Genomic DNA, 19,454 nt, shown 5'->3' with positions numbered 1-19,454 from the left:
CACTGTTTATTTTCCTACAAAATTTCGCATCACATTATAATGTAGGGGACGGCGCCCTCGACGTCCCGCTTCCTCGCCCGATTAATTGCCGAATAAACTTGTGTTACTCGCAAAATGCTGACGTTTTCACAAACCCTGTAGGGGAACGGTGCAATTTCTGCTTTGCAGAAATGCGACGTCCCGTTTGCCCGATGTTTTGTTTACTTATTCTTTTTCGTTACACCACGTTGCGGATATTCTGCCACACTTTATATCGTCATCAAATAAGACCCGTGTAAAGCAGTATAAGATAAATGATCAACAAAAGCGACAGAACTCCAAGAAGCTTCCAAATACCCTTTATGGCGGACTTTTCCTGCTTTTTAGCTTTAACAAATTCCTCGATAGCGTCCGGAGTGTATTCTTTGTGCATCTGGCTTCCTACTGTTGGATTGAGCATATCATTGATGTTGATGTTGCGGTATTTTTCCTCACGAAGCTTCTTAGGATCGGTTTCCTTGGTGCTGATGTTATCATATGAAGAATTGAGCAGGCTCTTGTCCATTTTCTTCATGTTGATAGCGTCCATAGAAAGCTCTGCTTCCTCAGGTCTGCCAAGGCTGTCGCCGTTGTCGTAAATATGCTTTGTGTCAACGCTCTTCATAAGCTGATTGTTTGAGCGGTTTGCCCTCAGCATCTTGATAAGAGTGTCAGTGTAGAGGTTTTCCTCTTCCTCAGCCTCGTCAGTAAGGATTATGTCCGAGGTGTCGTTTATCGCCTCGTCAACTGTATCAATAAGGGAAGTAAGTCCCTTGTTCGCCTTCTTGTATGGCTTTTTAGCTGCAGGCTTCGGAGCTTCCGCCGCAGGCTGTGGAGCAGGCTGGCTGTACACAGGTGCTGAAACTGTCTGTTGTGCAGGCTGTGCTGTCTGAACAGGCGTTGGAGCAGGTGCAGGCTGTGAAACTGGCGGAACAGGAGCAGTAACAGGCTGGCTTGCAGGTGCAGAGCCTGAAATGCCCTCGTGTCCCGGAATAAAGATCTTTCTCTTTCTTATAGGTGCGTTTATCTCGCCGGGAATACCTCTCTGAGCCATCGGCTTTGTTTTGAATACAGGAGCAGACTGGATGTCCTCTGCAGGCGTCGGTGCAGGAACAGGCTGTGGCTCTGGTATAGGCTCTGGCTCTGGTGCAGGCTGTACTGCTACAGGCTCAGGCTGAACGGGAGCTGGAGGCGGAACTACCTTAAGCTCAGGATTTTCCTCAGGCTCGTCAGGTATAGGCTCGCTGTCAGGACCGTCTTCGCCAACGATAGCGTCAGCAGAAATGGAGCTTGCAGCCGCAGAGAAATCGTTGCTTTCGATAGTCGAATCCTCGTCGCCCTCAAAGTTTACCATTTTGCCTGTTGTAACATCATAGTATTCCTCGCCGTCCTTGACAGCGATCTTGAGCTTCGGCGCAGGCTCGCCCCTCTTAGGCAGGTTAGCCTGTGGAATGTCAATGTCAGGGAATACCTCGTCAACGTCCACCTTTGCGATCTTAAGTATCTCCATTGCGGATCTGCACTTCATAGAGCCTCTTACCATTTCCTTGATAGGAAGCAGAATTATATCGCAGAATGTGGCATAGAAAGACCTCAGCGCAGACATTGAGCTGTCAAGCATATCCTGCGGAAAACGATGGTCAAAATACTTATCCCATTGCTCAGGGCTTGACATTATCATCTTGTCTATGTACTGACAAAGTGGTATCCAAAGTTCAGGCTCTTCAAAATCTCTGTCATTGGTGATGAGCCACATATAACACCTGAGGAAACAGTCATAGCATGAAATATCTCTGAGGTTGAGCATAACGTCATCAATGTTCAGGGAAGCCGAAAATATAGGATCAGAGAATGCGAAGCATCTGTATCCGTTGCTGGCGATCTTTGCATAAGCCGTTTTCAGATCCTTTTCAGAACGGGAGAAAGGCGGCAGAAAATCAAAATCATAAGGCGTTTCATAATCAGCCGTGTCACCTTTAGCCGCCATATCAAGCAACTTTTTGTATGTGAGCGTGACATCAGCAGTAGGAGTGTCAACGGCTATGCCGAGCACCCTGAAAGGATTGCAGGCGAAAAGTTCCATTGCCGTTATCCCAAGTGACGGTCTTGTCATAAATAGATCCTCCTCCATGAATTTACTTCATATATACTTAAGCTTTTACCCCTCTTATTCGTGTTATCTTCTTCACGATCGGGTATTTTTGTGTATTTTTATGCCAAAAATAGTTTTCTCAAACTAATTTGTTTTTTGTTTTTAATTAACAAAATAAATAACTTAACAAATATAGTATAGCAAATATTAGTATAGATTACATTAAATAAGCGTGAATTTTATATTTATATTATATTAATATGAAACAAAATGCACAAAAAGAGTTTAAAAAATCGTACAAAAAGTAACTGTCAAAAGGTTTGCAATTTTGGTGAAAATATTGTATAATAAATAAGTATAAGATGTCAGGCATAAAAAGCCGATATCAGATCATCATGCCAATAAAAAGGGGGAGATCTTATGGGTCTGTTCAGCAGAAAAAGCTCCGAGCCCAAAACATCGACACAGCCTAAAAAGCAGCAGATAAATGCTGATGATATATGGAACACGCCTGTGAAGAGAGCAGGCGGAGATACGGCTTTTGTGAAGGAGTCCAGCAGCGATAAGGTACACGCCGAGAAGATAACCGATACCATAGAGCCGGAAACTATCCGCAGCAAGATGGAGCAGCTTGAAAAAGAGCTGGCTGAAAAGAAAAACGATCCCGTAAAGACCTATGCCGACTACGACGTGAACCCAGTAGGACAGGCTGAGATAACCGATGCCCAGAGCGAGTATGAAAAGCTTTATGAGGAGGAACACGCAAGATTTGTAGCTTCTCATAAGGAGGATATAAGCGTGGCGTCCGTTGAGGGTATCGACTCAAAGCTTGAGGAGATATATAGGATACATGACGAGAAAGTGGCTCAGGAGAAGCGTGATACAGGCAATATCGAAGCCATAAGTGCAGAGACCACAGCCGCAAAAGTGGCTGAGCTTCCTTATGCAAAAAAGCCTGAGGACTATGCAGAGTATAAGGATATAAAGGGAATATCCGTCGATGAGGCTCTTGTGGAGGGTCTTGGCTCTGTTGACCACAGCGAGGACGACGACGCTATCGGCTCAGTATCGGAAGAGTTTTTGGCGCAGAAGGTGAAAGAATTTAACGAAAAATATGGCAGATGATCGGGGTAAAGGCAGTCATTAGGGGTATTGCCAGAATAAATTGAATTGGAGAGATAAAATTGAAGATCAATACCGATAACCCTATCATAAAGTTTTCAGGCAAAGGCAAGCCGTTTCAGTATGATAAGTTGCTTTATGCTACATTAAATGAGTATATACTTGATTATAAGAATGCAAGACTTGATAAGCTTACCGATCAGGACGCTTCTATATGCCTTGCGAGAATAATAAGAAAAATGGAAGTCAATGACGTTCCTGTCCAGCAGTTTTTCCATGAAGAGCTTGAAAAGTGGAGCGAGCATACCAACTATGAGAAGATACTCAGACTTTGCGAGCTTATGGCAAAGGATATCTTCGGCTGTTTTGATAAGAACAGAGATGACGGCAACGGCGGCTTCTATAAAACAGACAGGCTCTATTGCGTAAATAATGACGGTGAAAGAGATTATATCGTTTGTGACGAGGTTGAGAAAAAGGGACTTTTCAAGAAAGTTCCAACTCCTGTCACATTGTATTTCAATGATCTTATGGAGAAAAATAAACGTGGCGAGCTGCCAAAATCCAAGTAAATTTTGTATTAATAAATAATAAGGAGAGTATTAACATGGTAAATATAGAAATGGCAAACGGAAAGAATATCAAGATCGAGCTTTATCCTGACGTTGCACCTATCACAGTTGCAAATTTTGAGAAGCTTGTTAAAGAGGGCTTTTATGACGGACTTATTTTTCATAGAGTTATCTCAGGCTTTATGATACAGGGCGGCGACCCAATGGGAACAGGCATGGGCGGTGCAAAAGAGAAGATAAAGGGCGAGTTCCTTGCTAATGGTGTTCGTAACGACCTTAAGCATACAAGAGGCGTTATCTCAATGGCACGTTCAGCAATGCCAAATTCAGCAAGCTCACAGTTCTTTATCATGCACCAGGACGCTCCTCATCTTGACGGACAGTATGCAGCATTCGGCAAGGTAGTCGAGGGCATGGACGTTGTTGACGAGATCGCAGCAGTTGACGTAAATTTCAACGATAAGCCGCTTGTAGATCAGGTCATGAAGAAAGTAACTCTTATTGAGGACTAATAAAAAGTAAAATCATGGGCTGCGGTCTTTATGGCGGCAGCCCTTGTTTACGTCAAAAACAATATCAGGAGAGTAAATAATGGATTTCAAGAAAGTAACAGTGGGATTTTTTGCAGCGGTCATGGCAATGACTTCAGTGTGTTTCGCTGATCCCGAAACGCCTGTGACAACCGATGTGCCAGCCACAGATCCTGTACCGGAAACAACCACTACCGCTCAGCCTCAGCAGGAGGACACTGAAACGACTACAACTACCACAGCTCAGACATGGGAAACCACCACATGGGGAACTACCACATCTTATTCCTATGTTCCGGACACTCCGACTTCTACGCCGACAGTTGTAAAGCTTGTGGTCAGCGAGGTAAAGGATAAAAAGTTCACAGCGAAAATAAATATCCAGTGCGACCACCTTATCTCAAATGCCTCTATCTCCGTGGGCTATGACGATAGCCTTGTAGAGTTTGAAAAGTGCGAAACCAATGATAAAGCAGGTGGCATGGCAGTTGACAATGCCTTTGCAGGGAAGTTTGTATATAACTATGTGAACGCAGACGGCACAGACTTTGACGGTGATTATGCGACCCTCCATTTCAAAGTCGCAGACGAAAAGCTCACCTCAACAGTGCTTTATCTAACAGTAAATTCCCTTGATGACGAAAACCTCAATGCCATATCAAATCAGGTAGAGAACGGTATCGTCAAGTATCAGGACGCTGCAGATGTTCAGCAGGACGACAGCGATTATATCGAAATAGACGTTGACTATTCAAAGTACCCTATCGCTCCCGAGGATATAGGACTTACAGATGTTGAAAGCGTAACAGTAGCCAACGGCGAAGTGCTTATATTCGAGGACGGCAAGTTCCAGACCCTCAGCACAGGCGAAACAAAGATAGATATTGTTTATAAGGACGGCTCAGTAGGGCATTTTAAAATAGTGATAAAAGAACCTGAAGCCGTGAAGCTTGAAAGCTCAGAAGCAGAAGCGACCTCAAAAGCCGCAAGTCCGGTGTCGGAAAAAAAGAGCGGTTCATCAATGGGCGTTATTATTGGCCTGGTCTGCGTTTTGTGCGTAGCTCTTATTGCCGCTGAGTATCTTATGATAGTGAAAAACAAAACAGTAGGCGACAATAAGTCAGCCAACAAGGATAATGATAAAGATATCCACGATACAGACGAAAGCGACGATACCAATTTGTCCGAGCCTGACGAACCTGACGAAAATGAAGAGCAGGAAGAAACTGATAATACAGACGACGATACAGACACAGAAGAATAAACAAAAAGCGGTGCAGAGAATTGAACTCTGACACCGCTTTGTTTTCTTATTTAGCTATTATTAGACAATTCCTTAAGCTCTCGACCCTCTTTAAGCAGGTCATGCAACCTTTGAGCGTCATTATTTGCAATAGCATCACGATACTCCGTTAATCTTGCGATTATATGCTCTATCTCGTCCACCAGTGGACCACGGTTCATAAGGAAAAGCTCCGTCCACATATCTTCGTTGAGCTTTGCCACTCTCGTAAGGTCTTTGAAAGAACCTGCTGAAAAACCTGCCTGCTTTAAAAGACTAGGGCTTTTTACATAGGAACTTGATACAACGTGAGCAAGCTGAGAAGTGAACGCAATAACGCTGTCATGCTCTTCAACGTTTGATACAACGACCTTTGCAAAACCGATATTATATGCAAGCCTTGATATCTCCTGCACAACCCTCATAGGAGTTCTGTCAGTAGGCGTCATTATAAAGCTTGCTTTTTCAAAAAGATTGTCCACCGAGTATGCAAAGCCCGAAAATTCACGTCCTGCCATAGGGTGACAGCCGAGGAAGTTTACGCCGTTTTCAATGCAAACGCCCTCTACAGCTCTGACTATCTCGCCCTTTACTCCACAAGTGTCAAGAACGATACCGCCCTTTTTGAACTTGTCTGCATTCTCCGTGATAAATTTTATGGTAGCCTCAGGGTGAAGTCCCACAATAACAACGTCACAGCCTGCAAGGTCGTCAATGGTCATTTCACCGTCGATAGCCTCCTGCGCCAGCGCCCCTGCTATCGTTCCCCTGTCAATATCTATACCGAAACAGCTCTCATGAGTGTTCTTTTTTATTGCCTTGGCAAGCGAACCGCCTATAAGTCCAAGTCCAACTATACAAATCTTCATTGTCCGTCATGCTCCCTTTGCTTTTACGCTTTTAAGCTTTTATGTAATAAAGTATACCACTAAAATCACACTTTGTCAAGAGCCATGCACACCCAATTATTCACCGCAAAGCTCTGCAATAGCATTAGCGTACATATTCAGATTTATTTTGAAAGTTTCCATGGAAATATGTTCGTCAGCTCCGTGCATATTGTTGTTTTCCTCAGGAAATTCCGCACCGAACGCAACACCGCCCTTTGTGTTGTGAACGTAGGTTATTCCGCCCTCTGCGATACATTTTCCCTTTTCGCCCTTGACCTTTTCGTATACCCTTAATAAGGTCTGAACGAACTCACTGTTTTCGTCCACATAATGCGGCTCCATGCCGTCAAGCTCGTCCACCTTGAAGCCCTTGCTTTCAAGTGCCGAAGTTATGATACCGCTTATCTCAGCAAGCGTCTTGTCAATAGGGAAGCGTATGTCGATACCGCCATGAAGCCTGCTACCCTCAGTTTTAAGGATAGTCAGCGCACAGGTCATCTCGCCTGATACATCGTCTGAAAAACCAAGACCGCAGGACTTTCCGTTGCATTCTCCGTGTGGGAAAAGCTCAGCCAACCCACCAAGGAGAGCATTTTCATTTTTGTATTCTGCCACAAATTTTGTCACCGCATTGTCGCCGTTTTCAGGTCTTGACCCGTGTGACGATTTTCCTCTGATGACCTTCTCACTGTCGTCAGCAAACTTCACAATGCACTTGTCCGGGATAGCATTTATAACGCTTCCGCCCTTTATCTCAGCTATCTTATCATCTGAAAATTCAGCAGAGAATGTAAGATGCACCATGCCCTTTTCACAGTTGAGCACAGGAAAAGAGCCGTCGGGGGTGAACACCATTTCAGGGAAAGGCTGTTTGCTTTCATAATATTCCATGTCCTCACAGCCGCCCTCTTCATTGCCACCGAAAATAACACGAAAGTTCTTTTTTATAGGAATGTTAAGCTCTTTGATAGCCTTTACAGCCCACAGCACTGCAACGCTCGGACCTTTGTCGTCAATTGTTCCTCTGCCGAAAAGCTTTCCGTCAGCTTTAGTCAGCTTGAAAGGCGGATAGCTCCAGCCCTCGCCTGCGGGAACAGTGTCAAGATGTGAAAGCACAGCAAGCTTACATTCTCCATTTTGGTAAAAATCACCGTGAACAGCATAGCCGTCAAAGTCCTTTGTTGTCATGCCGAGCTTTTCAAGATAAGCCTTTCCCCAGTTAAGAGCCTTGCGAGAACCCTCGCCAAATGGCTTAACAGGGGCGTTTATGTCACCAACGCTCTCGATAAAAATAATCTCGTCAAGGTCACGAAGTATCTCCTCCATGTGCTTGTCAAAATATTCTGCAAATTGTTTCTGATACATATTTATTCCTGCCTTTCAAGTGTGCAAATCATTATTTCCGAGGGATTATTCAGCCTGAATTTACCAAGCCCCGCCGTAACAGCAAGCTTTGCCAAGCCCTGTTCAGCGTTAAGTTCGTAAATGCCCTTTGTGTATCTTGGAAAGAATTTCCGTTCAGGAGAAAGTATTCCGCCAATAAAAGGCAATCTTATAACTCCCCCGTGACAGTGACCCGAAAACGTCACATCTGCTCCCCAGTCCGCATAAGCACGGAACGCCAGCGGTGTGTGCGAAAGCAAAAAGTTACACTCGCTCCTGTCAGGATCGCCTAAAAGCTTTGTAAGCTCGTCCTTTGTGATCTGCGGCAGGTCGTGATGTGAAAAATCTTCGTTGCGGTAAAATCTTTGTGGAAGCTGAGTGCCGTATATATTGATGTGATCCTCGCCTATTTTTATCTGCTCCATGTTGTTTCTCAGAACGTGTACTCCACATTCGGTGAGTTTCAAAGCAAGGGCTTCGGCATTATCCATGTTGTCAGTTTCATGGTTACCGAAAATATAATAGGTCGGTGCAATATGTTTTAGCCTTTTCATAAGGGCAAGCTTCGGTATCATGTCCGTTTCATCACGGCTGTAAAGATCACCTGCAAAGAAAATAAAGTCAGGCTCGGCGGCAATGCAGGAATTTACCAGATTGTTGAAATTATCCCCGTAACGCTTCTTGTGAAGATCTGCAAGAAGAAGTATCTTTTTACCAACAAAATTCTCAGGAAGCTTTGATACTTTCAGCTCATATTCGTTCACCCTTAGCTGTCTGTTTGAAATAAACATATAACCGCCCAGAAATGCGGCGGCAACAAAAAGCGGCAGCTTGTATGACATTTTATTACCTCATTCCTACTTGCAAAGATATTTTTTCAGATCGTCCATTGCCCATTTTGCGTGGTTGTAGCCGTAATCGTAGAGCCTTCTCAGCTTTGCAGGGTCGCCCTCAGTCCTGCCTACACCGAAGGTGGTTTTTGGTGTGAAAACAAAGACTTTCCCCTCCGCTTTAAGCTCCATAAGCTCTGCGATACATTTGTTGTATCTCTCGGCTCTTGTGGCAAGGGCTTCGGCAAACTCAGGGTACTTGTGATAATATTTCATGGCAAGCTTTGTGGCAGGCTCCTGGGTCTTAACATAGCCCTTTGGTCGTGTCAGCACAACGATATTTTTGTCACAGCCTGCTTTTATTGCCTGCATATATGGTATTGAATCTGATATACCGCCGTCCATATATTTTTCTCCGTTTATCTCTATCTCAGGGAAAAGCAGAGGAAGCGCACAGGTTGCTCTAAGCAAATTCCAGTGGGTGTCATCTTTTGGCACGTCCATGTACTCAGCCTTGCCGTTTTTTACGTTTGTAACAACTGCACAAAATCTGCCCTTGAAGTTTCTGTAGGCTTCATAATCAAAGGGAAGCTCAACATTAGGCACAACATTGTAGGCATAATCAAGGTTATAGTAGCATCGGTTTTTAGGGTCGATAAGATGTCTTGCGCCCATGTATTTCTTTGTTCCCATAAACTCGGTGGCAAGACGGAGATTTCTGCCTATCTGCCCTGAGCAGTAAGAAACGCCGAAAGCTGCTCCTGCCGAAACGCCTATAACATAATCGGCTATTATTTTATTCTCCAGCAGAGCGTCCATTATTCCGCAGGAATAGACCGTTCTGCTGGCTCCGCCCTCTAAAGTAAGTCCAAGCATGATATTACCTCTGTTTCTGAAAAGAGGACGGCTTGACCGTCCCCAATTTTATTTTATATCTGTATCCTTTAAAATTATGCAGAAAACGGGCGAAGGATGTTCGCCCCTACAGTTTTTATCTTACGGCTTCAGATGTTGTATCTGCCATGCTGTTATCCAAAGCTGAATTGTCAAGAACTGTTTCTGTGAACTCTCTGCCGTCGTCGGTAAGAGCCTTTTTCAAGTCATCCATAGCGTTCTTTGTTGCGTTGTCGTCTGTTATCCTTACGATAACATTGTCGCTCATAAGCTTCACTGTGGAAACAAGACTTTTAAGATCTACCACACGCTCATCGATTATATAAGTGCTTCCTGAAACCTTGATGTCATAAAATTCCTTTGGCACTGCTGTTGTTGTGGTAGTGACGGAAGCTTCATTGGAGGAAGCACTTACGTCCTTGCCGTCCCCTGAGCCTTCGCCTTTTCCACCGCCTAGTCCAAGTCCAAGATACTGCATTATAAGAATAAGCGCCGCAATGATAATGACGATCAGCATGATACCAAGAAGCTTTTTCTTCTTTTTCTTTTTCTGCTTTTGTCTTTGTTTTTCAAGGTCACTGCGGTAGAGCTTTTCAACATCGTTCTGAATACTCATTTTTATTGTCCTTTCTATTTGGAAGTGTTTATGTATGTAAAGTAAACATTTTCGTATTTGTCTGACACAGCCTGCACAGCGTTTTCCACTATTCTCATATTACGATAAAGCACAGCGTCACCGTCATAGACCACTGCCGCAAGCATTACTTCACCGTCTGCCGCACCGAGTCCTTCAAAAAGAGATATGAGCCTGCCTGAGATATCTTCATCATGGGTCACGGTCATAATATCCTCATCATTTCTGGAAATATACAGCTTGTCAGTGCCGTTTTCATTTCGCATATCAAGTGAGATAAGCATACCCTGAGTGTAGCCGTCAAGCGCCTGCTGATTTTTTGCGGCATTGCTGTTAATGCTCTCAGCCTTTTTATAGGCTTCATCTATCTGCTTTTGCATATCCTCACGGAGCTTTTCAAGCTCGTCAGCGGACTTTTGCTTCTGCTCCTCAAGCTGTTGAGTGACAGCCTGCACCTGAGCTTTTGCGTCCTCTTTCTGACTGTCGGCAGATGCGGAAACATCGGTCATGACCCAGAAAAGCATTATCATGATAACATCGAGCAGGGAAGTCAGCTCAAGGACTATGCCCTTATTTTTCCTGAAACCATTCATGGCTGTTCACCGCTTTGGGAATGTTCAGCGTTATTTCTTTCAAGATAGAGCTGAACATTTTTCTCGTTATCCTCTATTTTTGCAGAGATTATGCCGTCAAGAAATTTGAAGATTATAGCAAAAACAAGTCCCCAAAAAGTTGAGGTCAAAGCGCCATAGAAATTATCCTGAACGTTTGTCATATCGCCCACCATACCGAGGAGGGAGATAACAGTGCCGAGGATACCCAAGAGAGGGAAGATCCCTGTGAGATTTACGAACAGAGAATAAAGGCTTCCTGTGCGGTTGCGCATAGAAACGATATCTGTTTCACGAATGCCCGAAATATCGCTGTCAGCCTGACGGCGGGAAGCACCTGAGTCGGGAACGAAGATGTTAAGATGAAGCTTGTTGTAGAGAACATCAGCCGATTTTTTAGTGAAATAAAAGACGATGGCGGTCGCGACTGCAACCAAGAAAATTATCATGTCGAAGCCGAAAAAGTTCATAAAAATTACGGAAAAGAGTTTTTTCATGGATAAGACCCCCTATAGAGATAATGATAGCACATTTTGAGGTAAATTGCAAGATGTGGGGGCGGATTTTTAGTGAGGAGGGGAGGAATGAGAAATGAGGAATGAGGAATGAGGAGTGAGGAGTGAGGAATGAGCATAGCAGACCAAAGTAAATTGCAAGCATAAAGTAAAATAAAGCACCGAGCGAAGCAAGAGATAAAGCGCACGCTCAAGCCTGGCGCTAGAGGGCTTGTGGGGTCTAGGGGCAAAGCCCCTAGCGGAGTATGAGGCAGAGCCTCATTCGGCGCAAGCCGACAAGGTGCAGATTTAATGAAAAATAGCATATAGAAGTCAGATATTAGATGAAAGTGATATCGGAGAATTAAATCTGCACCGCCTTTCTAGCCCTAAGCGCAATGTAGATACGCAAAGAGCGGAGCGATTTTGCGGAGGAATAATCTATCAATAAAAATTGTAGGGGCTGGCGCCCTCGACAGCCCGCTATTTCTTACCCATTGAATTATCGGGGAATATCACAATAATGTACCTCGAAAATAATTTGGCATCAAAGATACAACAATCACAGCATTACACCTCCGAGTGGGATGTCGGGGGCGCCGTCCCCTACAAATGCGTTGCCATAGGTTTCGTGTTTTAGCTGTATTTATATTCAATTTTCAAGTTACATTCGGGGTGTGACATTTGGTATTAAGCCCTTGGTTGCGTATACACAAAATCCACAACGCACACCCACGCTTTGACACAAGTACTCTACAGCCTGTTCCAGAAACGCCCTTCGGTTTCACTAAGTCGCAGGGCTTGTACGTGCCCGCAAGTATCAAAACGCTTTCTACTTATACACGAAAAGCACCACTTTTGTTGCATAAAAAATGCAACAATTGCAGAAATGTTGCCAAATTAAAATATAAATCATTTGTTTGCATAAATTTGTGCCACTGAATTTGTGCATATTGGCATGGCGTGAATAAATCTGTAAATGCTGTAAAAAATAAATGCAGATTTTCAGGAGGTGATCTTATGAGAACAATGAGAAATCTGCTTGCGAAAAAAGCTGTGGTGACGGTGCTGGCTGTGGGAGTTTCGCTGGCGGCGGTGAATGCCTTTTGGGGCGGTTCGGACAGTGCGCTCTCTCAGCTTGGGTCTAGCGGCAGTGAGGTTAGGGCTATTCAGGAACGCCTTAAAGAACGTGGTTTGTTCAATGATTCTGTGACGGGATACTACGGCGAAAAGACCAAAGCCGCTGTGATAAAATTTCAGAAACAGCAGGGGATAAGTCAGACGGGGACGGCAGGTCCGCAGACGCTTCGGGCGCTGGGAATATCTATTGGCTCTGTGCCGTCGGCTACGGAACAGAACATCAATCTTTTGGCGAGGATAATCTCTGCCGAGGCCAGGGGCGAGCCTTATGTGGGACAGGTGGCTGTGGGTGCGGTAATTTTAAACCGCATTGAACACCCGTCTTTCCCTGACACGCTTTCGGGCGTAATTTACCAAAACGGCGCTTTTACGGCGGTGGTGGACGGACAGTTCAACGAGCCTGTTGCCGCTTCCGCTTACAATGCTGCCCGTGACGCTTTGAACGGCTGGGACCCCACAAATGGCTGTGTTTACTACTACAATCCTGCTAAGACTTCAAACGCTTATATGCACGCTAAGCCTACGGTGACGGTTATTGGAAGCCATAGGTTTTGTATGTGAAAAAAAGCCGCCCTGCGCAGTGCAGAGCGGTTTTGTGCTATTTATGTACGAAAAAGTAATCGCTGCCGTTTAGGGATATTGGTATGGAGTAGAGGATATCGTCGGAAAAATAGCTGGTGATGTAGCCTGCTATATCGGCGAGCTTTTCGGTGTCGGAGATGTCTATGGCATAGGCGTCAACATACGAAGTCTTGCCTGTTATGGCTGTTCTTACATCATTTATATGGAAAACGTCTTTTACTTCTTCGAGTATCTCTCTTGGGCTTCTGTAGCCGGGGGTGACTTCTGCTTTTCCGCCGAGGGTTATTGTGACTATCGACATATCAACGTTACAGCTTTGCAGAAGCTCTTCCATTTCCTTGATGTTGTGTTCGTAAAGCACTGTTACCTCACATCTGTTGCCTTGGTCATAAATGCCGCAGGAGGTGAAAGTTGGGCGGTAACCCATTTCTTCCAGGTCGCACAAAAGATTTGATACTTTATACGGATTTGTTATAGGCGTATCGCTGACGGGGAGATCGCCTGTCGGCTCTGGGTAGGCGGTGTGGACGTCCACAAGGTCGATATTTATGCCGTATGCTTGGAGGTAGGCTTTTATGCAGGTGACGTCATTTTCGGTGTTCACTGTTACATCGAGGTAGGTTTCATGGTTTTCGGCGGAGATTATGCCGAAGTCTGAGGTTCTTGAATTTAGTGCGGAAAGTATTATGTCAAGATCGTCTGTGTTTTCAAGGTCGGTGAGGCGTTCGGTAAAGGTCGGTATCTCTATATCTGCCGCTTCATATGTGCCAAGCTCGTCTTCGGTGAGCTGTTTATCGGTCTGTTCGTCAGAGTCGGTCTGTGAACTGTCATTGTGGATATAAGTTCTTTGCTCAGGAACTGGACCTTTACTCACAAACAGGTTGACTTCTTGCCCTGCTTGTATTTTTTCCCCTGCGGCAGGCTCGGTATTCATGACAGTTTCGGCGGCGACAGTATCGCTATATCTATCACGTCTTACGGGCGTGCCGCCTGCCTGTGCGATAAGCTGTTCGGCTTCGACATAGGTCTTGTTGGTAACGTCCGGCACTGTGATAGGCTGTGGGGCCTGGGGCGGCTGTGTTGTGGTATCGGTGGAGGCTGTTGAGGGGGCAGGGGTGGTGGCGTCGATATCGGGCTTTAAAAGTCCGCTGAATGCGAATGCTCCCACTGCTACGGCGGCGCAGGCTGCTGCTGCGGCTATGCCGACGGATTTTCTTCTAAGCTTTATAGGCTGGGGTTTTGTTTCTGTGTGTGCGCTGTCGGCTGAGTTGGTGATAAAGGCTTTATTGTCTATTTTTTGCAGGATAGCGTCAAGATTTTCAGACTTACTTTCGCTGTGGCATTTTTTCATTATATCTGTCATTTTCATTGCTTTGTTCCTCCTTTTCACAGTATGTTTTTTTCAGCTTGTCAAGGGTGCGGTATAGTCTTGATTTTACGGTGGACTGGGACAAGCCTAGGCATGATGCGGTTTTCTTGATAGTATAGCCGTACTGATAATGCAGTACGAAAATGCGGTAGGTGGTATCGTCGGAGCTTTTGAGATAGCTCATCACCTGCTCATAGTCGAAAAAGTCGGCGCTTTCAAGGTCGGCAAGGGCTTTTTCATCGGGGATATTCAGGTCGGTGATATCCTCGAATGTGGCTTTGGGCTGTTGTCTGTAATGGTCTGCAACATAATGCTTGGCTATACGCAGGACGTAATGCCTGACGTTTTTTATTTTCCCCTGGGTGGTGATAAGGGAGCGGTAAAAATCAAGATACACGCTTTGGAGTGCGTCTTCTATAAGCTCTCTGGTGGGGAGCTTTGAGGTGAGATAGCGGTTTATATAATCGTATGTATCATTATAAGCCTGCACGAATGTATCTTTTAGTTCTGTTCCCATGGTTTTTCCTCCTTTCTTTTTTTGCTCTGTGAGCTTTCACCCTAATAGTCGGGAATTTTGCTGAAAAAGTTTCACTTGCGGTGAAAAAACTGCGTAAAGAAAAAGGACGGCAGAAGCCGTCCTGATAAAAACGCTGTGTTTAGTCTACAGAATAATATTTCTGAAGTCTTGTTTTGAATATCTCACAGATGATATTTGCAGCTACTCCTGCTGTGAATACAGATACGAAAAGTATCAGAAATACTTTTGTTGCTTTGCTCATGTTATCTTCCTCCTGTAATTCTGTGACGCTGTTTTTACAGCCCTTTTCTTTAGGTCTATTATACTATAATCTTGCTCTGATTGCAAGCGGTTTGTGAAAAAATACGGCTTTTTATAAAAATATTTGCAAAAATCAAAGCATTGTGTTATAATATCTCTATGTGTTATATTTTTATGTAATGAGGAAATTTTAAATGGCAGAAACAGGCAAACAAAGCAGCTACAAAAAGCTGTTTTCAAATACTCTGGTGTTCGCTATAGGTTCTTTCAGCTCAAAAGTCCTTGTGCTGTTGCTTGTGCCTATTTACACCAACTATCTTACTACGGCTGAGCTGGGCGTTACGGACGTTCTCACTCAGATAGCTAACTGGATAATACCTCTTGTGACCATGACTATCACGGAGGCTATAATTAGATTTGGTCTTGACAAGGCTTATGACAAGGTAAAGGTCTTTACTCTTGGCAATCTTATATGCTTCTTTGGTCTGGCGGTGTTCGGTATTTTGCTGCCTATTGTGTCGCTGACGGGCATTGCTGACAAGTATATTGGCGGATACAGCTTGATACTATATATATATGTATTCACATCAAGCATGAAGTCGCTGTATTCAACTTTCGTGCGTGCAATGGAGCAGGTAAAACTGTTTGCTTTTAACGGCATACTGACCACGTTCTTTACGCTGTTTTGGACGGCTTTGTTTTATATGGTGCTTCCTGAGGGATTTCTCGGGCACGGCACGGGCATTGAGAAGTATTTGCTCGCTACCATTCTTTCTGACCTTATCTCGGTGGTATTTCTCACGTTCAAGTCAAAGCTTTGGAGATATATAAACTTCAAGGATATTGACAGAGAGCTTTTGCAGGTAATGCTTCAATACTCTGTGCCTCTTATCCCTGCTCAGCTTTTGTGGCTCATAACAAACAGCTCGGATTCATTTATGACCACCCACTATCTTGGCTCGGACTACAACGGCGTGCTGTCGGCGGCTTACAAGATACCTAACCTTGTGTCAACGGTGTATCTTATGTTCGGTCAGGCTTGGAATATGTCGGCTATCACTGAGGACGATTCTGATGACAGAGATTCCTTCTATGAGAATGTTTTTGACTTCAATCAGAGCCTTTTGTATATCCTTGTGGCAGGCTGTCTGCTTATCGTTCAGCCTGTGACTAACTTCTGGATAGGCGCAGATTTCCGTGACTGCGTAAAATACTCGCCTATCATCATATATGCGACCATTTATTCATGCTTCACCACTTTTATGGGGTCTATTTATCTTGCTTCAAAGCAGACAAAGAGGTCACTTTTTACGAGCCTTGTTTCAGGCGTGATAAACGTGGGGCTGAACGTTATCCTCATACCGAGGATAGGACTTTACGGTCCGCCTATATCCACGGTTGCGGCTTACATGACGGTTTTCATCATAAGAGCCATAGACTCGAGAAAGCTCGTGCCGTTCAGGATAGATATGAAAAAGATGATAGTGAACAACATCGTTATCCTTGTGATGATGTTCATTTGCCTTTTTGAAACTGACCTTATGCACCACCTGCCTTTGTATGCTATCGTGACACTGCTTTTCCTTGCGGTCTTTATACTCAACCGAAAGGCTGTGGAGAGCATATTCTACAAGGTGCTTCCTGCAAGGATAGCTTCACATTTTGTGAGCCTTAGCACTGCAAAGCTTTGCGCAGTTATAGGCGGCTTGGCTGTATTTGTACTCATAGACTTGCTCACAAGGGGCATTATTGTGTATGCTTTGCTTCTGGCAGGCTTTGTCTTTGCAATATACAAAAACAAGAACAGGCTTATGTATATCTTTATGGTGCTTATGCCGCTGAGTCTGGTTTTCAGGCACGGCATGGTATGGGCAGCGGTGGCGTTTCTGATACTGGCGGTGGCTGTTATTATCAAAAACCGCAGGGCAACAGATGTTTTCATTGGCATTGCGGCACTTGATTTACTGCTTGGTGCGGCGGCAGGACTTTGGTTCGGCGTGCTTGCGGCGGCGGTGCAGACACTTGTATGCGGCTTTATATTCCGCAGACAGATATGGGATAAGCTTATTGAATGGGCATATAAAAAGCGGTAGAGATACTGCGTTTTATAGATAAAGGGGCTATGCTCCTATTACACCAATGGAGGTTTTTATCATGGCAGAATTGAAATTTGAGATCACAGAGCGTATAGGCGTACTTTCTGAAAACGCTAAGGGCTGGACAAAGGAGCTTAACAAGGTTTCCTGGAACGAGAGAGAGCCTAAATATGACCTGAGAGAATGGAATCCAGACCACAGCAGAATGGGCAAGGGTATCACTCTTACTGACGAAGAAGTGGAAACTCTCAAGGCTATTCTCAACGGTGAGGAGATAGAGGACGATATCAACGAGGCTGACATTCTTTAAAAAATTGTAAATGTTCGGTAAACAGTTAAATGATAATCAATTGTTAATCATGAGTTTAAAAATGTTTGCTATAATTTCCGAGAAGAACAATTAAACGGCGGAGTTGTGCGTTATTTCATGCATGGCTGCCGCCGGAAGCTTGCACATAAAAGGCGTTTCGTATCAGTATTTAAAGGACACGGAACGCTTTGAACGTACAGGGCAGGTAATAATATATTCGGAGGGAATTATAGTTATATGGAACAGCATGGCATTAGCAAGCTTGATCTCAAGAGGCGCAACCGTATGCAGGTCCTCAAGATACTCAAGCAGAGAGGCCCTACTTCCCGTATCGACATTGCGGGAACTTTAGAGCTTACAAGAGCCGCTGTCACGATCATAACAAATGAAATGATCGAGCAGGGGATAATACAGGAAATAGGCGAATACAAACACGTTACAGAAAAAGCTCCGAGAGGCAGAAAAAAGATACTTATCGACATAAATCACCACTACAAGTTCGTTATAGGCGTAACGGTAGAGGAGGATATCGTAAGCGTTGGTCTGTCAACTCTGGCAGGTGCAGTTCTTGATAAGAGAAATCTGGCTATCAACGAAAAGACGGACTACAGCACTATTTTTGATTTCACTGAGAAGTCTATAAACGAGGTACTGGGCGACAACTGCCTTGACAAGAACTCTATTCTCGGCATCGGTTTCGGTATATTCCCGACTATGTATTCAAGACTTGGTATCAGTGTTGAAGATGGCGAGCCTGATTATGCTAAGCTAAAGGCTGCAATAAGAGAGAAAACTGAGCTTCCGCTGGTTTTTGACAACTCTGTAAAGGGTACGGCTATGGCAAATATCGACTTCCTTAAAACAAAGGATATAAACAGACACAACATAGCCTTTTTGCAGTATGGCAACACTATGCACTTTGTTGTGACCAATCTTAACGATCCGATCGTTTCATATGATAACAGAACTAACTTCGTGGATAAGATGATAATCAACCCTTATTCTGACAGGACTTGTCCTTGCGGAAGAAGAGGCTGTGTTGAGAGTGAACTCACTCCATCGGCTACTATGTCAAAGCTTAGGGAAGTATTTTCAGCTGAAAAGACGCCTTTTCTCTATGAGGCGGCAAGGGGAAGCTTTGAGAATGTCAATCATGATATGATAACGATGGCGTACGAGAAAGACGACAAGGCTGTAAAAGAGATACTTAACGGCGAGCTTACACTGTTAGCGGTGCTTCTTAACAACTTGTATTTTTCTACCAACCCACAGAAGATAGTGCTTCATCAGTTCAAATTCCAGAATGAAAAGGCGTTCCAGAAATTAAAGGACGCTGTGACAGAGATAGGCGGAGCGCTTGTTTCAAGCAAGATCGAGCTTTCTATCATTGAGGACAAGCACAGATTCCTGTCAGGCTGTGCGCTTGCAATAAGAGAATTGTTCTTTAACAGGGGCGGATTTGATACATCTTCTAATAATTAAGAGCATCAGAGCAGGGCATTGCCCTGCTTTTTCTTTTATATTATAGTATAAAATGAACAACATAGTGAAAAATATCTAAATTATCGGGTAGAAAATGTATAAAATAGAGAAACGATGAAAAAGCTATTGACAAATGTCGCTGTAGATGATAAAATGTATAAGTCGCTTGACGAGAGCGATGAATGTGAATAAGGTGATGACGATGAACACTTTCCGAAAGAGTTCAAACGAATTCACAAAGAATTCACAAAGAAAAGTCTTGACAAAGCTTAGCTAATATGATATAATAGATAAGCTGATTTAAGACAGCACATTAGAAAGCACGAAAAAATCGAAAGTCAAAAA

At 44.2% G+C, this 19,454-nt stretch carries 19 protein-coding genes; 8 read left to right on the top strand and 11 right to left on the bottom strand.

Features of this window, described 5'->3' with window-relative positions; all coding sequences use genetic code 11:
• Positions 1-259: 259 nt before the first annotated feature.
• A complete protein-coding gene (locus OCV57_RS07050; protein ID WP_267300960.1) occupies positions 260-2,131 on the bottom strand; it encodes a hypothetical protein in 1,872 nt (623 codons plus the stop codon).
• A 399-nt stretch (positions 2,132-2,530) separates the two neighbouring features.
• Here OCV57_RS07050 and OCV57_RS07045 point away from each other — a divergent pair, with 399 nt between their 5' ends.
• The 4 genes from OCV57_RS07045 to OCV57_RS07030 all read left to right on the top strand — a co-directional run bounded on the left by OCV57_RS07045 (position 2,531) and on the right by OCV57_RS07030 (position 5,598).
• Positions 2,531-3,235 (top strand): hypothetical protein, encoded by a 705-nt coding sequence (locus OCV57_RS07045; protein ID WP_022287921.1) that lies wholly within the window; start codon positions 2,531-2,533, stop codon positions 3,233-3,235.
• Positions 3,236-3,294: 59 nt separating this feature from the next.
• A complete protein-coding gene (locus OCV57_RS07040; protein ID WP_022287922.1) occupies positions 3,295-3,804 on the top strand; it encodes a hypothetical protein in 510 nt (169 codons plus the stop codon).
• 35 nt (positions 3,805-3,839) lie between these two features.
• Positions 3,840-4,316: a peptidylprolyl isomerase gene (locus OCV57_RS07035; protein ID WP_117858725.1), complete on the top strand. Its 477-nt coding sequence runs from the start codon at positions 3,840-3,842 to the stop codon at positions 4,314-4,316.
• Positions 4,317-4,395: 79 nt separating this feature from the next.
• Positions 4,396-5,598 carry a hypothetical protein gene (locus tag OCV57_RS07030; protein WP_267300959.1) on the top strand — a complete coding sequence of 401 codons (1,203 nt, stop codon included), beginning with the start codon at positions 4,396-4,398 and terminating at the stop codon, positions 5,596-5,598.
• A 50-nt stretch (positions 5,599-5,648) separates the two neighbouring features.
• On the opposite strand, the gene OCV57_RS07025 is transcribed toward OCV57_RS07030, so the two are convergent.
• The 7 genes from OCV57_RS07025 to OCV57_RS06995 form a co-directional block, all read right to left on the bottom strand.
• Entirely contained in the window at positions 5,649-6,485 is an 837-nt protein-coding gene (locus OCV57_RS07025) for a prephenate dehydrogenase (RefSeq protein ID WP_267300958.1), read from the bottom strand.
• Positions 6,486-6,581: 96 nt separating this feature from the next.
• Positions 6,582-7,871 carry a Sapep family Mn(2+)-dependent dipeptidase gene (locus tag OCV57_RS07020; RefSeq protein WP_267300957.1) on the bottom strand — a complete coding sequence of 430 codons (1,290 nt, stop codon included), beginning with the start codon at positions 7,869-7,871 and terminating at the stop codon, positions 6,582-6,584.
• A gap of 2 nt (positions 7,872-7,873) precedes the next feature.
• On the bottom strand, positions 7,874-8,731 hold the full coding sequence (locus OCV57_RS07015) for a metallophosphoesterase (RefSeq protein ID WP_267300955.1): 858 nt from the start codon (positions 8,729-8,731) through the stop codon (positions 7,874-7,876).
• Between the two features lie 15 nt (positions 8,732-8,746).
• Positions 8,747-9,595, bottom strand: a complete 849-nt coding sequence (locus tag OCV57_RS07010) for a patatin-like phospholipase family protein (protein ID WP_267300954.1) — start codon at positions 9,593-9,595, stop codon at positions 8,747-8,749.
• 115 nt (positions 9,596-9,710) lie between these two features.
• A complete protein-coding gene (locus tag OCV57_RS07005) occupies positions 9,711-10,229 on the bottom strand; it encodes a hypothetical protein (protein ID WP_117957208.1) in 519 nt (172 codons plus the stop codon).
• Between the two features lie 14 nt (positions 10,230-10,243).
• Positions 10,244-10,840, bottom strand: a complete 597-nt coding sequence (locus tag OCV57_RS07000) for a cache domain-containing protein (protein WP_267300952.1) — start codon at positions 10,838-10,840, stop codon at positions 10,244-10,246.
• The gene (locus OCV57_RS06995) at positions 10,837-11,355 is read right to left on the bottom strand and encodes a MotA/TolQ/ExbB proton channel family protein (RefSeq protein ID WP_267300950.1); all 519 of its coding nucleotides are present in this window, start codon (positions 11,353-11,355) and stop codon (positions 10,837-10,839) included. The genes OCV57_RS07000 and OCV57_RS06995 overlap by 4 nt, the downstream gene beginning before the upstream one ends.
• 1,017 nt (positions 11,356-12,372) lie before the next feature.
• Here OCV57_RS06995 and sleB point away from each other — a divergent pair.
• The gene (gene sleB / locus OCV57_RS06990) at positions 12,373-13,053 is read left to right on the top strand and encodes a spore cortex-lytic enzyme (protein WP_038672043.1); all 681 of its coding nucleotides are present in this window, start codon (positions 12,373-12,375) and stop codon (positions 13,051-13,053) included.
• A gap of 37 nt (positions 13,054-13,090) precedes the next feature.
• On the opposite strand, the gene OCV57_RS06985 is transcribed toward sleB, so the two are convergent.
• The 3 genes from OCV57_RS06985 to OCV57_RS06975 form a co-directional block, all read right to left on the bottom strand.
• Entirely contained in the window at positions 13,091-14,443 is a 1,353-nt protein-coding gene (locus OCV57_RS06985) for a PASTA domain-containing protein (RefSeq protein WP_267300949.1), read from the bottom strand.
• Positions 14,400-14,960 carry an RNA polymerase sigma factor gene (locus OCV57_RS06980; protein WP_267300948.1) on the bottom strand — a complete coding sequence of 187 codons (561 nt, stop codon included), beginning with the start codon at positions 14,958-14,960 and terminating at the stop codon, positions 14,400-14,402. The genes OCV57_RS06985 and OCV57_RS06980 overlap by 44 nt, the downstream gene beginning before the upstream one ends.
• Before the next feature lie 139 nt (positions 14,961-15,099).
• Entirely contained in the window at positions 15,100-15,222 is a 123-nt protein-coding gene (locus OCV57_RS06975; protein WP_022287987.1) for a hypothetical protein, read from the bottom strand.
• Between the two features lie 193 nt (positions 15,223-15,415).
• On the opposite strand from OCV57_RS06975, the gene OCV57_RS06970 reads away from it, so the two are divergent.
• The 3 genes from OCV57_RS06970 (at position 15,416) to OCV57_RS06960 (ending at position 19,109) form a co-directional block, all read left to right on the top strand.
• A complete protein-coding gene (locus OCV57_RS06970; protein ID WP_267300946.1) occupies positions 15,416-17,314 on the top strand; it encodes a lipopolysaccharide biosynthesis protein in 1,899 nt (632 codons plus the stop codon).
• Positions 17,315-17,375: 61 nt separating this feature from the next.
• Positions 17,376-17,627, top strand: coding sequence for a YdbC family protein (locus tag OCV57_RS06965; protein ID WP_022287989.1), 252 nt, complete (start codon positions 17,376-17,378; stop codon positions 17,625-17,627).
• Positions 17,628-17,864: 237 nt separating this feature from the next.
• A complete protein-coding gene (locus OCV57_RS06960; protein WP_267300942.1) occupies positions 17,865-19,109 on the top strand; it encodes an ROK family transcriptional regulator in 1,245 nt (414 codons plus the stop codon).
• Positions 19,110-19,454: the final 345 nt, after the last annotated feature.

Origin of the sequence: Hominimerdicola aceti (assembly GCF_025567495.1) — a bacterium.
Classification (GTDB): Bacteria; Bacillota; Clostridia; order Oscillospirales; family Ruminococcaceae; genus Hominimerdicola; species Hominimerdicola aceti.
Note: the sequence above shows the minus strand (reverse complement) of the source record. Positions and strands in the feature narration are given on the sequence as shown.

Bases quoted from the DNA above. Each gene is read 5' to 3' on its own strand.
- OCV57_RS07050 (WP_267300960.1), bottom strand. From the start codon at position 2,131: ATGACAAGACCGTCACTTGGGATAACGGCAATGGAACTTTTCGCCTGC.
- OCV57_RS07045 (WP_022287921.1), top strand. From the start codon at position 2,531: ATGGGTCTGTTCAGCAGAAAAAGCTCCGAGCCCAAAACATCGACACAG.
- OCV57_RS07035 (WP_117858725.1), top strand. From the start codon at position 3,840: ATGGTAAATATAGAAATGGCAAACGGAAAGAATATCAAGATCGAGCTT.
- OCV57_RS07030 (WP_267300959.1), top strand. From the start codon at position 4,396: ATGGATTTCAAGAAAGTAACAGTGGGATTTTTTGCAGCGGTCATGGCA.
- OCV57_RS07025 (WP_267300958.1), bottom strand. From the start codon at position 6,485: ATGAAGATTTGTATAGTTGGACTTGGACTTATAGGCGGTTCGCTTGCC.
- OCV57_RS07020 (WP_267300957.1), bottom strand. From the start codon at position 7,871: ATGTATCAGAAACAATTTGCAGAATATTTTGACAAGCACATGGAGGAG.
- OCV57_RS07015 (WP_267300955.1), bottom strand. From the start codon at position 8,731: ATGTCATACAAGCTGCCGCTTTTTGTTGCCGCCGCATTTCTGGGCGGT.
- OCV57_RS07010 (WP_267300954.1), bottom strand. From the start codon at position 9,595: ATGCTTGGACTTACTTTAGAGGGCGGAGCCAGCAGAACGGTCTATTCC.
- OCV57_RS07005 (WP_117957208.1), bottom strand. From the start codon at position 10,229: ATGAGTATTCAGAACGATGTTGAAAAGCTCTACCGCAGTGACCTTGAA.
- OCV57_RS07000 (WP_267300952.1), bottom strand. From the start codon at position 10,840: ATGAATGGTTTCAGGAAAAATAAGGGCATAGTCCTTGAGCTGACTTCC.
- OCV57_RS06995 (WP_267300950.1), bottom strand. From the start codon at position 11,355: ATGAAAAAACTCTTTTCCGTAATTTTTATGAACTTTTTCGGCTTCGAC.
- sleB (WP_038672043.1), top strand. From the start codon at position 12,373: ATGAGAACAATGAGAAATCTGCTTGCGAAAAAAGCTGTGGTGACGGTG.
- OCV57_RS06985 (WP_267300949.1), bottom strand. From the start codon at position 14,443: ATGAAAATGACAGATATAATGAAAAAATGCCACAGCGAAAGTAAGTCT.
- OCV57_RS06980 (WP_267300948.1), bottom strand. From the start codon at position 14,960: ATGGGAACAGAACTAAAAGATACATTCGTGCAGGCTTATAATGATACA.
- OCV57_RS06975 (WP_022287987.1), bottom strand. From the start codon at position 15,222: ATGAGCAAAGCAACAAAAGTATTTCTGATACTTTTCGTATCTGTATTC.
- OCV57_RS06970 (WP_267300946.1), top strand. From the start codon at position 15,416: ATGGCAGAAACAGGCAAACAAAGCAGCTACAAAAAGCTGTTTTCAAAT.
- OCV57_RS06965 (WP_022287989.1), top strand. From the start codon at position 17,376: ATGGCAGAATTGAAATTTGAGATCACAGAGCGTATAGGCGTACTTTCT.
- OCV57_RS06960 (WP_267300942.1), top strand. From the start codon at position 17,865: ATGGAACAGCATGGCATTAGCAAGCTTGATCTCAAGAGGCGCAACCGT.